Annotated in this window: 14 protein-coding genes; 9 read left to right on the top strand and 5 right to left on the bottom strand. The window is 60.4% G+C overall.

Annotated elements, in window-relative coordinates:
* Positions 1 to 39: 39 nt before the first annotated feature.
* From LVY65_RS01230 to LVY65_RS01240, 3 genes are read left to right on the top strand one after another with little or no spacing between them, the layout of a single operon-like run.
* On the top strand, positions 40 to 3,306 hold the full coding sequence (locus tag LVY65_RS01230; RefSeq protein WP_235066192.1) for an intermembrane phospholipid transport protein YdbH family protein: 3,267 nt from the start codon (positions 40 to 42) through the stop codon (positions 3,304 to 3,306).
* A 10-nt stretch (positions 3,307 to 3,316) separates the two neighbouring features.
* Positions 3,317 to 3,538 carry a YnbE family lipoprotein gene (locus LVY65_RS01235; protein ID WP_235066193.1) on the top strand — a complete coding sequence of 74 codons (222 nt, stop codon included), beginning with the start codon at positions 3,317 to 3,319 and terminating at the stop codon, positions 3,536 to 3,538.
* Positions 3,538 to 3,915, top strand: coding sequence for a YdbL family protein (locus LVY65_RS01240; RefSeq protein WP_235066194.1), 378 nt, complete (start codon positions 3,538 to 3,540; stop codon positions 3,913 to 3,915). Before LVY65_RS01235 ends, LVY65_RS01240 begins: the two co-directional genes overlap by 1 nt.
* On the opposite strand, the gene LVY65_RS01245 is transcribed toward LVY65_RS01240, so the two are convergent.
* Positions 3,903 to 4,697, bottom strand: coding sequence for a DUF4163 domain-containing protein (locus LVY65_RS01245; protein WP_235066195.1), 795 nt, complete (start codon positions 4,695 to 4,697; stop codon positions 3,903 to 3,905). The genes LVY65_RS01240 and LVY65_RS01245 overlap by 13 nt on opposite strands.
* Positions 4,698 to 4,874: 177 nt before the next feature.
* Between LVY65_RS01245 and LVY65_RS01250 the strand changes: the two genes are divergently transcribed.
* Genes LVY65_RS01250 through LVY65_RS01270 form a run of 5 tightly spaced genes read left to right on the top strand, consistent with a single transcriptional unit; the run spans position 4,875 to position 7,345 of the window.
* On the top strand, positions 4,875 to 5,207 hold the full coding sequence (locus LVY65_RS01250) for an AtpZ/AtpI family protein (protein WP_235066196.1): 333 nt from the start codon (positions 4,875 to 4,877) through the stop codon (positions 5,205 to 5,207).
* A 3-nt stretch (positions 5,208 to 5,210) separates the two neighbouring features.
* The gene (locus LVY65_RS01255; protein ID WP_328282463.1) at positions 5,211 to 5,990 is read left to right on the top strand and encodes a F0F1 ATP synthase subunit A; all 780 of its coding nucleotides are present in this window, start codon (positions 5,211 to 5,213) and stop codon (positions 5,988 to 5,990) included.
* A 31-nt stretch (positions 5,991 to 6,021) separates the two neighbouring features.
* Positions 6,022 to 6,249, top strand: coding sequence for a F0F1 ATP synthase subunit C (locus LVY65_RS01260; RefSeq protein ID WP_235066197.1), 228 nt, complete (start codon positions 6,022 to 6,024; stop codon positions 6,247 to 6,249).
* A 45-nt stretch (positions 6,250 to 6,294) separates the two neighbouring features.
* Positions 6,295 to 6,789, top strand: a complete 495-nt coding sequence (locus tag LVY65_RS01265; protein ID WP_235066198.1) for a F0F1 ATP synthase subunit B family protein — start codon at positions 6,295 to 6,297, stop codon at positions 6,787 to 6,789.
* Positions 6,782 to 7,345, top strand: coding sequence for a F0F1 ATP synthase subunit B family protein (locus tag LVY65_RS01270; protein ID WP_235066199.1), 564 nt, complete (start codon positions 6,782 to 6,784; stop codon positions 7,343 to 7,345). The genes LVY65_RS01265 and LVY65_RS01270 overlap by 8 nt, the downstream gene beginning before the upstream one ends.
* Before the next feature lie 81 nt (positions 7,346 to 7,426).
* Here the strand turns inward: LVY65_RS01270 and LVY65_RS01275 are convergent, their stop codons facing one another.
* From LVY65_RS01275 to ppk2, 4 genes are all read right to left on the bottom strand, one after another.
* Positions 7,427 to 7,858, bottom strand: coding sequence for a CBS domain-containing protein (locus tag LVY65_RS01275; protein WP_235066200.1), 432 nt, complete (start codon positions 7,856 to 7,858; stop codon positions 7,427 to 7,429).
* Positions 7,859 to 7,918: 60 nt separating this feature from the next.
* Entirely contained in the window at positions 7,919 to 9,940 is a 2,022-nt protein-coding gene (gene paaZ / locus LVY65_RS01280; RefSeq protein WP_235066201.1) for a phenylacetic acid degradation bifunctional protein PaaZ, read from the bottom strand.
* A gap of 110 nt (positions 9,941 to 10,050) precedes the next feature.
* Complete coding sequence (locus LVY65_RS01285; RefSeq protein WP_235066202.1) at positions 10,051 to 10,500, bottom strand: hypothetical protein; 450 nt, start codon at positions 10,498 to 10,500, stop codon at positions 10,051 to 10,053.
* Positions 10,501 to 10,524: 24 nt separating this feature from the next.
* Positions 10,525 to 11,343 (bottom strand): polyphosphate kinase 2, encoded by an 819-nt coding sequence (gene ppk2 / locus LVY65_RS01290; RefSeq protein WP_235066203.1) that lies wholly within the window; start codon positions 11,341 to 11,343, stop codon positions 10,525 to 10,527.
* A 259-nt stretch (positions 11,344 to 11,602) separates the two neighbouring features.
* Between ppk2 and LVY65_RS01295 the strand changes: the two genes are divergently transcribed.
* The gene (locus tag LVY65_RS01295; protein ID WP_235066204.1) at positions 11,603 to 13,291 is read left to right on the top strand and encodes a SulP family inorganic anion transporter; all 1,689 of its coding nucleotides are present in this window, start codon (positions 11,603 to 11,605) and stop codon (positions 13,289 to 13,291) included.
* Positions 13,292 to 13,308 lie beyond the last annotated feature (17 nt).

Genomic DNA, 13,308 nt, shown 5'->3' on the forward strand with positions numbered 1-13,308 from the left:
TAACGGAACGGTCGGCCCGCGGAGAGGTTTTTTGCGTCAATGACTGCGGACAAGGACCATCCTCTGCTCGATAAGGTCGAACATGGCCTGGAAAAGGCCGGGATGGTCGAGCATGTCGCCGTGCACGACCGCAGCGGCTGGCATTATGCATGGCGGGCTACGCGGATCGGGTTGCTGGTCCTTCTCCTTCTCCTTGTCATTGCGGCGGCGGCCGTGTGGATCTGGCGAAAGTCGATCGCCGACAATTATATTCGCGACGAGCTCGAGCGGCGAGGCGTCACCGCAACCTATCAGCTGGATCGCGTCGGATTCCGGACCCAGCAGGTAAGCAACCTTGTCGTTGGCGATCCATCGAATCCCGACCTCAGCGTGCGCCGGGCGGTCATCCAACTCAAACTGCAGTGGAACGGCAGTTTCAAAATCTATCGCGTCGCGGCGCGCGGGGCGCGGCTCAAAGGGCGTATCGTCGGCAATAAGGTGAGCTGGGGCGAGGTCGACAAGCTGCTTCCGCCGCCCACCGGCAAACCGTTCACGCTTCCCGACCTTACCGTCGATCTGAAAGACACGACGGTGGCATTAGCCACACCTGCGGGACCGATGGGTTTCGCTGTCGAGGGTCGCGGCAATCTTTCAGGCGGATTCAAGGGCAAATTGGCGGCTGCAGCGCCCCGGTTGAAGCCTGGCGCCTGCACGCTCGACCAATTTCGCGCGTTTGTCGACATTGGTGTCGTTGCACGCCGGCCGAAGGTCCAGGGGCCGATCGGCGCCGTCGCTTTTGCATGCCCGGCAAGCAATCTACGGTTGGACGAGCCACGGGCAGAAATCGATTCAAGCTTCTCCGAAGCGTTCGGTAGTTTTGACGGGCGCGGACGGCTGACCCTTGCGTCGTTCAAGGCTGGTGGCAACGGCCTTGCCGGGGTCAACAGCAACATCAGTTTCAAGGGGAAGCCGACCCAGATCCTTGGTCGAATGGAGCTTGCGGCGCAGCACGCCCGCCTTGACCGGATCGTCGCCGGGCGGACGCGCTTCGATGGCCAATATCGGCTCGACGCCCGCCGCGGAGCGCTGACGGTGACTGGCGATTATGGGGCGAGCTCCGTCAGCGTGGAGCAATCGCTGTTTTCCATGCTTACCGGGCCGCTGGCCTCGACCAAGGGTACGCCGCTGGGGCCGATCGGGGCAGCGATCGCCGACGCTATCCGCCGTGCCGCCGGCCAGTTCGATGTCGATGGCTCGCTCCGGCTCGTCAATCGACCGGGTGGCGGGGCAGTCCGCATTGGCACCGCAACTGGGATGGCCCCGACCGGTGCCCGCATCAGTGTCAGTGGCGGCGATGGGATCACTTATTACTGGCCGTCCAACCGGCTTCGGATCGACGGCAATATCGCTTTGCAGGGCGGCGGGTTGCCGACGGCGCGCATCAAGCTGAGCCAACCGCGAAGCGGAGCGCCGATGAGTGGCTTTGCCGATATCGCGCCCATGTCCGCAGGGGGAGCGAAGCTGACTCTCGGCACGGTTCGATTTGCAGCGCGACGCGACGGATGGACCGAGGTCAATACCGTGGCGGTTCTTGACGGGCCATTCTCCGGCGGCCGAGTAATCGGGCTCCGCATCCCTATCTCTGGGCGCTTCGGCGCCGGAGGAGCGCTGAGGTTCGGCGAAGGCTGCCTCGATACGCGGTTTGCGAGCCTGACGGCCGGCGGGCTGAAGCTTGGACCAACCCGGCTGCCGTTGTGTCCGGAGGGGCGCGCAATTGTCCAGAAATCGCCCGGCGGCGGGCTAGCTGTCGGCCTCGTAACACGCAACGTCCGCCTGCACGGGCGTATGGGTCAATCGCCCTTTGCGCTTGACGCCGCCAGAGTCCGTTATGGCGGCGAGAAGTTCAGCGGCAGCGCCATCGCGGTCAGGATGGGGCAGCCGGATTCGCCAGTCCTGATCAATGCCAAGTCCGTTGCCGGCACGCTGGCCGGCGGCGGCGCCAACGGCACATTCGCCGATGGGGGCGCAATCATCGGCAAAGTGCCGCTCAAACTGAGCGATGCATCGGGCAAATGGCGGGTCAGGCAGGGAGATGTAACGGTCGATGGCGGGCTGACGCTTTCAGACCTGGCCGATCCGCCCAAATTCTATCCGCTGCGAGGCGATGACGTTCACTTCACCCTTACCAATAGCCGGATTAACGCGACCGGTGCGCTTCACCATCCGGCCAGCGGTACCAAGGTGACCGATGTAACGATCGCCCACAGTTTGGCGACTGGTGACGGCAACGCAGTGCTCGATGTACCTGGAATCACATTTGGCCCAGGTCTTCAGCCCGAGGAACTCACCAGGCTGACCGAGGGAGTGATCGCGCTGGTTCAAGGCAGTCTGAGCGGGCATGGCCGCATCGCCTGGAACGGCAAGGGCGAAGTCAATTCGACCGGCAAGTTCACGACCAACGACATGGACCTGGCGGCGGCTTTTGGCCCTGTGAATGGGATGAGTGGGACGATCCGGTTCACCGACCTGCTCGGTATGCAGACGGCTCCCGGTCAAACCTTGACGGTGAAGAGCGTCAACCCTGGCATTCTCGTCGAGAATGGGGTGATCCGCTACCAGTTGCTGCCCGACCAGCTGGTCAAGGTCGAGCGTGGCGAATGGCCATTCATGGGTGGAAGGCTGATCCTCCAGGAAACGATCCTCAATTTCGGCCGACCGAGCCCGAAGCGGCTGACGTTCGAGGTTGTCGGGCTCGACGCAGAGACGTTCGTAGGTTCGATGGGCTTCAAGGAGATTTCCGCGACCGGCACTTTCGATGGCGTATTGCCGATGATTTTCGACGACGAAGGCGGCCGGATCGTTGGCGGCCGGCTCGATAGCCGCGAAGGCGGCGGAACGGTGGCCTACAACGGTGTCGTCAACCGGGCGAACCTGGGGATGATGGGGGGCTTCGCCTTCGACGCGCTGCGCGACCTTAAGTATAAATTGATGATCATTCGCCTCGATGGCTATCTGGACGGCGAGTTCGCGACGCGAATGACGATCGTCGGGGTGGGGCTGGGCAATACCAGCACGCAGCGGCTGATCCGGTCGGTCAACCGCATTCCGTTCAATTTCAACGTGACGATCAAGGGCCCGTTCCGCGCGCTGATCGCAACGGCCAAGAGCTTCCGCGACCCGACGCAAACGATCGAACCAGCACTACCGCGACCGCTCGACAAAGTGCCCGGCATCATCGTCGAGACCCGGCGGATCGAGGAAGACAAGGAGCAGTCACAGACGCCGGTCGACGAGAAGGCCGCCGAAACCCCAACGACCCAACCATGAGGATGAAGCCATGACGCGAACAAGATTCTTGTTAGCAGCCGGTGGGGCGGCGTTGGTGCTGCCACTGACGGGCTGCATTTCGGTCTCGCCGCCTGACAAGCCGATCGAAATCAATTTGAACGTCACCATCCGGCAGGAAGTGTTGGTCAGGCTGCAGCGCGACGTCGAACAGCTGATCGAGCAAAATCCGGAGGCATTCCCGCAGCCCCAGCCGCAGCCGCCGAGGCAGTAATGAGGAAATTCCTCCTCTTCTTGTTCGCGTTCGCAAGCCTGCTCGCGACAGTGCCAGTCGCGGCGCAGGAGTCGGCGCCTATCGTTCAAGCACGGCGAGCTGGGCTGATCGGTGAACGGTATGATGGCTATCTGGGCTTCGTCGTTCCGAACGTTCCCGCAGAGCTGCACAGGCAGGTCAATTCAATCAATATCCGCCGCCGCTCGCTCTATCATGACCTTGCCGCTCGCAAGGGCGTCACGCCCGAAGAGGTAGGGATTACCGCTGCCTGCAGCCTCCTGGGCCGGATTGGGATCGGAGAATATTATTTGTCAGGACAGGGCGGCTGGCGACGTTACGTTCCGGGCCAGTCACCGGTACCCGCCTACTGCGGCTGACCTGCCTCGAAACTGTCGCGATATTCCGCCTTTAGCGCGGCGATCAGGTCGGGAGTGGCAGCAAGTTCAATCTCATAACTGCCCTCAACATAGGGCCCGGCGACATAGGGCGACGCGGTCAGGGTCAGACGGTCGAACCGCCCATTTCCGTCCATGTCCGTCGGCACGATCGCGATATCTTCCAGCTTGGGGCAATCGTCGAACATGCCATCGCCGCCTACTGACTCGCCGCGCTTCTCCTCACGCGCCTTGTTGAGCGCATCGCACCAGCGTTGAGTGAGGAGCCTGTCCATGTTGGTGGGTTCTGCAAACAGGTCGGCGACCTTGATCTCCTTCACCGCCTGGCGGTCCCAAAGCAGTCCATTGGTGCCATAATTGCCATGCGCGCCACCGGTATAGGCCGCGGCATCGACCGATAGGCTCAGTAACCGAGCCGACTGGCCCGCCGTCGTGTAGTCGGTGGTCGAGCTATAGCCGTGGAACTCAAAGCCTTCCTTTTCACGGAGCGCCTTATCCTCCTTTGCCCCGGCGATGAGCTCGGCCCTGACCTTGTTCATATCCCTGCTGAAGCGATCGACAAGCTGCGGCACCGCCGCCGCTTCAGCCGACCAACCATAGTGAAATTCGATAAGGTCGTTCTTCTCGTCATGGACGAACGCCTTGGCGGCGGGCGCGGCTGGCCTCGTCGCGGGTGCGGCGTCGGCAGCCTGATTAGAAGGGGAAGGGGCCGGTTGTTGGCCGCAGGAAGAAAGCAGCACCAACAGGGGAAGGACATGTTTCATGGCGCTGACTTTGACATGTGGGCGCGCGCTCGCCAAGCGGGCCCGACTATCGGTTGACTAATGCCATACCCCTTCATAAAGGGGCGGCGCCTTGGCGGGCTTGTCGGCCGCCATGTTCCTTGCCTTTCGCGCATGCGCTTTTCGAGCGTCGCTGCGCACATCAGGAGTAGTAGGTGCATGGTTGAAGACGAGAACGGACAGGCGGAGACATCTCCTGAGGATGCCCGATTGACTTCGCTCAGAGAGCGGCTGAAGCGGGCGGACAAGTTGGAGAACGAAACCAGGCCGCAAATCGATTCGCGGACTGTCATTCGCTCGGCGGGCCTTCGGGCGGCGCAGAGCCTCGTCGGGATGCCGTTCGGCGGAGCGGTAATCGGTTGGGTGCTCGATCGCCTGTTCGATACTGCGCCGTGGATCATGCTGGCGTTAATGTTCATCGGCTTTGCCGGTGGTGTCATGGACGTCATGAAATATTCAAAGGGAAGCCCTGATCGGGGCTCGGGAAAGTAGACTGTGGCTGCCGGAACCAAGATCGACCCGATGCATCAGTTCCAGATTGACCCGATCATAGGGCAACTGGGATCGAACAACCCGTTCGCCTTCACCAACAGCGCGCTTTGGATGATGCTCCTGCTCGCTGCGATCACCGGATTCATGGCGATGGGCATGCGGCGCGAGCTCGTGCCGGGGCGCTGGCAAGTCGCCGCCGAGGGCCTGATCAGTTTCGTCAACTCAATGGTCCAAGAGAGCATTGGCCCTTCGGGCAAGCGCTACCTGCCGTGGGTGTTTACGGCCTTCATTTTCATCCTGTTCGCCAATCTGGCCGGCGCCATGCCATTTGCCCTGGTCCCTGGCGCGCATCCCTTCACGGTCACCAGCCAGTTTACGGTGACCGGCGTCATGTCGATTATCAGCTTCTTGATCGTGCTTGGTGTCGGCTTTGGTACGCATGGCCTGCACTTTTTCTCGTTGTTCGTGCCGAAAGGCACTCCATTCGTCCTCAAGCTGCTCATTACGCCGGTCGAGGTTATCAGCTTTGCAGTGAAGCCGTTCAGCCTTGGGCTGCGACCCTTCATCGCGATGTTCGCCGGGCATATCCTGCTCGACGTCTTTGGCAATTTCGTCGTTCAAGGGATCAACAGCCAGACCGCGGCTGGCTACGGGGTCTCGGTATTGGCCTTCGTGTTTGTCATTTTCGTCAATGCGCTCGAGCTGCTGATTGGCGCCATTCAGGCTTACGTCTTCGCGCTTCTGACGTCGCTCTACATCGGCGACTCGGTCAACCTTCACTAGGCAATTTCGTCTTTCTACAAGGAGCTTAAATATGGAACTCGCTTCAGCCCAGGTCATCGGCGCAGGTCTCGCCGCTATCGGTGTAGGCGCCGCTGCCGCGGGCGTCGGTTATGTATTCGGCGCTTTCCTTCAGGGCGCACTTCGTAATCCGGCCGCAGCCGACGGTCAGCAGGGGCGCCTGTTCATTGGTTTCGCCGCTGCCGAACTGCTCGGCCTGATGGCGTTCGCCGTGGCGATGATCATCCTTTACGCTCGCTAAGAGAATTGGAGGCGGGGGCTCGCCCCCGCCGAAAACGAGGCAAAGATGCCCCAATTTACTCAGCTTTCGGATGTCGTCCTGTCGCAGCTGTTCTGGCTGGCGATTACCCTTGGCTTCATCTACTTCGTCATCGGTCGCGGCATGCTGCCGAAAATCCAGTCGACCGTTGACGCACGTGCGCAGCGCATCGCTGACGACCTCGCCGCGGCTGAACAGGCCAGGGCTGAGGCCGATGAGAGCGAAGCAGCATTTCGCCTGCGCATGGACGAAAGTCGCGCTGAGGCGATGAAGCATATTGCTGCAGCTAAGGAGCAAGGGGCCAAGGCAACCGAGCAAAAAATCGCCAAGGCGGACAAGGCAATCCAGGCCAAGGCTGATAAGGCGGAAGCCAAGATCCGCTCCAGCAGGGATGAGGCCCTTGCCAATATCGAGAATGTCGCGGCCGAGCTGGTCCAGGACATCACCGGCAAGGTTGCCGGGCTCAAGGTAAGCCGTGACGATGCGGCACACGCGGTAAAGGCGGCATTGATCAATGGCTGAAGCCCACCAAGGCGCGATTGTCGCGCACACTGAGGTTGCCGAACAGCCTGGCGTTGAGCACGAGGCGGCGGTCTTCGGCATTTTTGGACCGGCGTTCTTTGTCGCGCTGGCCATGCTGGTGGTGTTTGCCCTCGCGATCTGGAAGAAAGTCCCGGCAGCAATCGGCAAGGCACTCGATCGCAAGATCGCAGCCATTCGCGAGCAGCTCGAGGAAGCCAGCGCGCTCCGCAAGGAAGCTGAAGAGCTTCGGCAGGAATATCTGACCAAGGCCAAGTCGGCCGATGCCGAGGCAGCGGCGATGATCGAACGTGCTCAGCGGGAGGCCGAGGCGATTGTCGCAAAGGCGGCCACTGACGCCGAAGCGCTGGTGGCCCGTCGCCAGGCGATGGCGGAGGCAAAAATCGCCGCTGAGGAACGTGCCGCGATCGACGAGCTACGCGCTACGGCCGCCAAGTCGGCGACAGCCGCTGCCGCCAAACTGATTGCCGAGCGCAACGACGCCAAGGCCGACCAGGCTCTGGTCGACGAGGCAATTGCCGGACTTGCGAAACGATAATCTAGCCCATTTGCGAGCATGCCGAAGCAATCCAGTTATAGGCTGGAATGCTTCGGCGATCCATTTCACTTGCAATGGCCGCTACTGCTGATGCTGCCCGCCCGGCGCGCTAACGCCTTCAAGCGCCTGTTCGGCCGACTTGGTGATGCTTTCCCGGGCCAGATCGCCGAGGCTGACGATCCCAACGAGGCGTTCCTCGGAATCGATCACCGGTAGGCGTCGCACCTGCTCTTCGCTCATCCGGCGGGCAACCGCTTGCACATCATCATCCTCATGCGCGCAGATGATTCCATCGCTCATCAGTTCACCAACAGGCGTGTCCGGGCCGCGGCCTTCGGCGACGCCTCGTACCGCAATGTCGCGGTCGGTGATCATGCCGATCACCCGGTCGCCCTCGCATACTGGGATTGAACCGGCGTCGGCACGGAGCATGAAGGCGGCCGCTTCGCGCGCGGTCTGGTCGGCGCTGACCGTTTCGACTTCGGTGGTCATCACTTCACTGATCTTCATCATCGTCGCTCTCCTTTTCGTTCGCCTGTCAAAACGAACCGTGGGGAGGCCTCGTTCCGGAGCTTATGGGACATTCTCCGTAAGCAGGTCGTAGGTCGCGACCAGTTCGTCCTTCTGGTTGAAGATTTCGACCGCCCAGCGGACCACGCCCGTATCTTCGCTCTTTAGCGATTTGGCCCGAACGGTGAGTTCGACCCGCATGGAATCACCCGGATAAAGCGGCGTGAGGAATCGCAAATTCTCAAGGCCGGTGTTGGCGAGTACGGGTCCCGGGTCCGGATCGACGAATAGCCCAGCGGCAAAGCTCAGGATAAGATAGCCGTGCGCAACCCGGCCCTCGAAGATCGGGGAGGCCTTTGCCGCCTCCTCATCCATATGGGCATAGAATTTGTCGCCCGTGAACTCGGCAAAATGCTCGATATCCTCGATCGTGACCGCACGGCTCTTCGTCTTGAGGGTGTCGCCAATCTTCAGCTCCGACATGCGGCAACGGAAGGGGTGCAGCTTCACCTCATGCTTCGGCCCGCCGGGGATATACTGCTCGCTGATTGCGGCGATCATGGTTGGAGACGACTGGATCGCGGTGCGCTGCATATAATGTTTGACGCCGCGTACACCGCCCATCTCCTCGCTGCCGCCGGCGCGGCCCGGACCGCCATGAACTAGCACCGGCAGGGGAGAGCCATGACCGGTAGATTCGGCGGCGTTGGTGCGGTCGATAACGAGCATCCGGCCATGATAGGCCGCAGCGCCCTGGACGAATTCGCGCGCAACGTCGGGTGAAAGAGTAAACAGCGATAGTGCCAGGCTGCCCATTCCCCGATTGGCGAGGCTGATGGCGTCAGCGATGTTTCGATACGGCATGACGGTTGAAACCGGCCCGAATGCCTCGACATCATGGACGGCAGCGGTGCCCCACGGGTCGTCGGTCCTGAGCAGGATGGGCTCCATGAAGGCGCCTCCCGCGATACCCGGGCTGGCGTCGGGGTTGCCGGCGACGATCCGCGCGCCCGCGGCAGTCAGCTTGGCGATCTGGCCGCGGACATCGTCGCGTTGATCGGTCGAGACCAGCGCACCCATGCGGCTTTCCTTTTCGCGCGGATCGCCGACGCGCGTAGCGGAAAGACGTTCGCGGATCGCGGCTTCGACCGCATCGAGATGCTCCGCGGGGGCCATGGCGCGGCGGATGGCGGTGCACTTCTGCCCCGCCTTGACCGTCATCTCATTGACCACTTCCTTGACGAAAAGGTCGAACTCAGGCGTGCCCGGCGCGGCGTCGGGGCCCAGAAGCGAGGCATTCAAACTATCCTGCTCGGCAACGAACTTGACGCTTTCGCGCTGGACGACAGGGTGGGAGCGGAGCTTGAGCGCGGTCGAAGCCGAGCCGGTGAAGCTGACTACGTCCTGGCCGGTAAGGTGATCGAAAAGATCACCGACCCCGCCAACGATCAATTGTACCGCACCCGGTGGCAGCAGGCCCGTGTCAATCATCACCCGGACTGCGGCTTCGCAGAGGTAAGCAGTCGAACTCGCCGGTTTGACGATCGCCGGCATGCCCGCGAGCAAGGTAGGCGCGAGTTTTTCGAGCATGCCCCAGACCGGGAAGTTGAAGGCGTTGATGTGGACCGCCGCGCCCTGCATCGACGTGTAAATATGCTGGCCGATGAAGCTGCCGCTTTTCGAAAGCGGCTCGACCGCACCATCAAGCAGGACATGGGCGTCTGGGAGCTCGCGGCGAGCCTTGGACGAGAAGCTGAAGAGGGTGCCGGCGCCGCCCTCAATATCGATCCAGCCATCCTTGCGGGTGGCGCCTGTCAGATAGTTAAGTTCATACAGCTCTTCCTTGCGAGACATAATCGCCAGGCCGAGCCCTTTGATCATCCGCGCCCGATCGTGGAATGTCATTGCGCGAAGTGCCGGTCCGCCAACCTCTCGGGCGTGACGCAGCATGTCACCGAAATCCAGCCCACCCGAACCGATCGTGGCGACCAAACTTCCATCGATTGCAGATGTAAGTTCGGCAAGCACTCCATGGCCCGGAATCCAGGCGTCTCGAGCGTAATTGAGCAGCTGCACGGTTTTCACTCGGGTCTCCTCGGTGGCGCCAAGGTCCCTTAGAGTTTCAACAGTCGCGGAGAAAGGCGCGATTTCGCAGTCTGTCGCTCGCAGGGGTCAGGTGCAGCGTCGCAAACGCCTCACTTAGGCGCCCAGCCAAGTGTCATGGCCACGTCGCCGGGCTTGCCGCCGGGAAAATCGACAATTTCCACCCGCAGCTTATAGCCCTTGTCGCGAAAATATTTTTCCCAGAGTTGGTAAATTTCCTTCGGAACACCCGTCAGAGTTTGTTCCCAGCCTTCTTCCATCTGATTGATCGCGCGGCCGCCGTCAGTGCAGAGCTGGTTCGGGAATCGGTGGACCTGTACCTCCGTCCGGAGGTTTCGAACCGCGCCTTCGATCATCGTAATCGCTCGCTTGATCGCTTCCTCATCGGAAACCCCGGACGGCTTGGTCAATTGATCGAGCAACGCCTTCTTCTCAGCTTCGGCCTGTTGCTGGATCCTCGATTCCTTCGCGGCTTCTTCGGCTTCGGCAATTGCTATCTTTTTGGCGAAATCACCTGCCGAGGGCACTTGCAAGTCTTGCATCATACACTCCTCGCATAGGAAATCTTAGAATAGTTCAGGTACCATCTTGCGATAATAATTCGGTGCTGATTCGCGACGAATCTTCCTTCGTGGAAATTTTACCTTGGGACGATCTACTTCCTCATAAGGTACGAGGCTCAGGAAATGCTTGATGATATTCAAGCGGGCGCGTTTCTTGTCGTCGGAATTTGCAACATACCAAGGCGCCCATTCCGTGTCTGTCGCCTTAAACATGTCGTCACGCGCATCCGTATAATCATCCCACCGGTCATATGATTTGATATCCATCGGCGAGAGCTTCCAGATCTTCCGACCATCATTGACACGGCTCTTTAGCCTCTTTTGCTGTTCCTTCGGACTCACCTCGAGCCAATATTTTACTAAGATTACGCCGGAATCGACGATGGCCTTTTCGACCAAGGGCGCAGCGCTCAAGAATTTCTTGGCCTCGCGCTTGGTGCAAAAACCCAGAACCCGTTCAACGCCCGCGCGATTGTACCAACTTCGATCGAAGATCACGATTTCACCAGCTGCCGGCAAATGCGGCAAGTAGCGCTGGACGTACATTTGGGACTTCTCCCGCTCGGTGGGAGCGGTCAGAGCCATGACACGGAAGACCCGCGGACTGACTCTCTCCGTAATCGCCTTGATTACGCCACCCTTGCCGGCGCCGTCTCGTCCTTCAAAGCAAATGCATATCTTCGCTCCGGTCGCCTTGGCCCATTCCTGAAGATTCACGAGTTCAACATGAAGCTTGGCCAGCTCCTTGAGATAAACCTTATCCTTCAATTTCTTCCCACGGTCGGCGTCATCGAGAGCTTCAGCCGGATCTTCCCTTGCCATGACTACCTCCAGGCTTGATGCGGCCTGCCGCGAGCCGAAATGAAATGTCGACGGTCCAACAAGCAGACAGCTATTGCCATCAGTCACTATCGGCCATCGCGCGGCGCCGTTGGTATCGGGTTAAATACGTAGCGGGCGGCGGCCATGCAGCTGTCGTTCAACCGCACTTTTCCACCCCGATTAGGGGTTTGACCTTATTGGCTAAGCTTCCGGTCGCCGCGATGCTGTTCGAAGACGCTGACACGCAAGGATGCTTTGATTGGGATTGAACCTTCCCTTTTTTGCAAGCCTGTCCGGCTATCAAGCGAGCTGGGTCCGCTATGACGTCGCTGCGGGATTGGCCGTCGCCGCCGTGGGCCTGCCGAGCGCCATCGCCTATCCCGCGATTGCCGGGCTGCCTCCTGAAACCGGCATCTATGCCAGCATCGCGCCGCTGATCGCCTACGCCTTCTTCGGCCCTTCTCGGAAGCTTATCGTCGGGCCTGACGCGGCCATCATGACGATCCTAGCGGCCGCCCTTGTATCGATCATGGCGAGCGCGCCAGCGGGAATTGACCGTACCGCAGTTGCTGCAATTCTGGCGCTTGGGGTCGGTCTATTTTACCTTGCGGCGTGGGTGCTTCGGCTCGGTGTACTTGCCAGTTTTCTTTCCCGCCCAATCCTGATCGGGTTCTTCACCGGAATCTCGCTTTCGATCCTCGTTGGTCAGATCAAACGCGTCACCGGCGTCGACATTGAATCAGACGGTTTGATCAGGCCAGTAATTGAGCTGTTGCAAAAGACCTCATCGATCCATTGGCCGTCACTCGTGCTGGCCTTGGGGATGTTCGGTTTGCTGCAAATCGTTAGGATTGTGCGCTTTCCTGTGCCTGGGCCGGTTGTCGTTTTGGTGCTCTCGGTAGTGCTATCCGCGCTCTTCAATTTCGAAGGCCAAGGAATCGCTATTGTCGGCGACATTCCGACGAATTTGCCTTCGCTGACCTTGCCGCAGCTTGCCGGCCTGCCCCTGCAAACATTGGCGCTCGGCTCCGCAGCGATATTCCTTGTCAGCTTCGGCTCCGGAATCATTACGGCTCGAAGTTTTGGGGCATTAGGTGGCTACCAGGTCGATCCGAACCGCGAGCTGGTCGGATTTGGCGCCGCCAATATTGCCGCTGGTCTCATCGGCGCCATCCCGGTTGGCGCCTCCGATTCGCGCACCGCGGTGAATTTGAGCGTAGGCGGCCGATCGCAAATGGTCAGCGTTGTTGCCGCCGCAACCTTGCTCGCGGCCCTGGTCTTTCTGGCGCCTGCTCTCAGGATTATCCCGATTCCCACGCTTGGCGCGATCCTGATGGCGACGGCCCTGGGCCTGATCGATTTCACCGCACTCAGGCAGATCTGGCGCATAAGCCGGATGGAATTCGTCTTTGCATTCATTGCTCTGCTGGGCCCGATCAGCCTGGGCGTCCTCAACGGTGTCCTGCTCGCGATTGCCGCGACGCTGGTCTATATCCTTCGCAAGACCATGTTTCCCCGCGATGCCATGTTGGGCCGCATTCCGGGACGAGATGCATTTTACAAATTGCACCGCACGCCCGAGGCCAGGCAGGTACCCGGCCTCGCCATTTGCCTGATCCAGGGAGCCCTGCTGTTTTTCAATACCGACTATATCGAGTCGCGCCTTCGTTCGATTGCCGACAATCTTTCCGCCGACACCCGGTGGTTATTATTGGACGCCAGCTCCATTCCCCAGATCGATAGTTCTGCGGCCGAGATGCTCACTCAGCTGTGTATCGAATTTCGCGAGCGCGGGATAAAATTCGGCCTAGCAGAGCTTCATGCCGAGGCGCGTGAAATGCTCGATCGGGCAGGGGTCATCGAGTGCATTGGATCCGATATGGTGTTCGACGTACTCGAAGACGCCTATAGGTTTTTCGAGGCCAGCAATGACCGCCCGAAACAATAAGGCGTAACCGTCAGCTG

The sequence above is a fragment of the Sphingomonas cremea genome, from assembly GCF_021502585.1.
Classification (GTDB): domain Bacteria; phylum Pseudomonadota; class Alphaproteobacteria; order Sphingomonadales; family Sphingomonadaceae; genus Sphingomicrobium; species Sphingomicrobium cremea.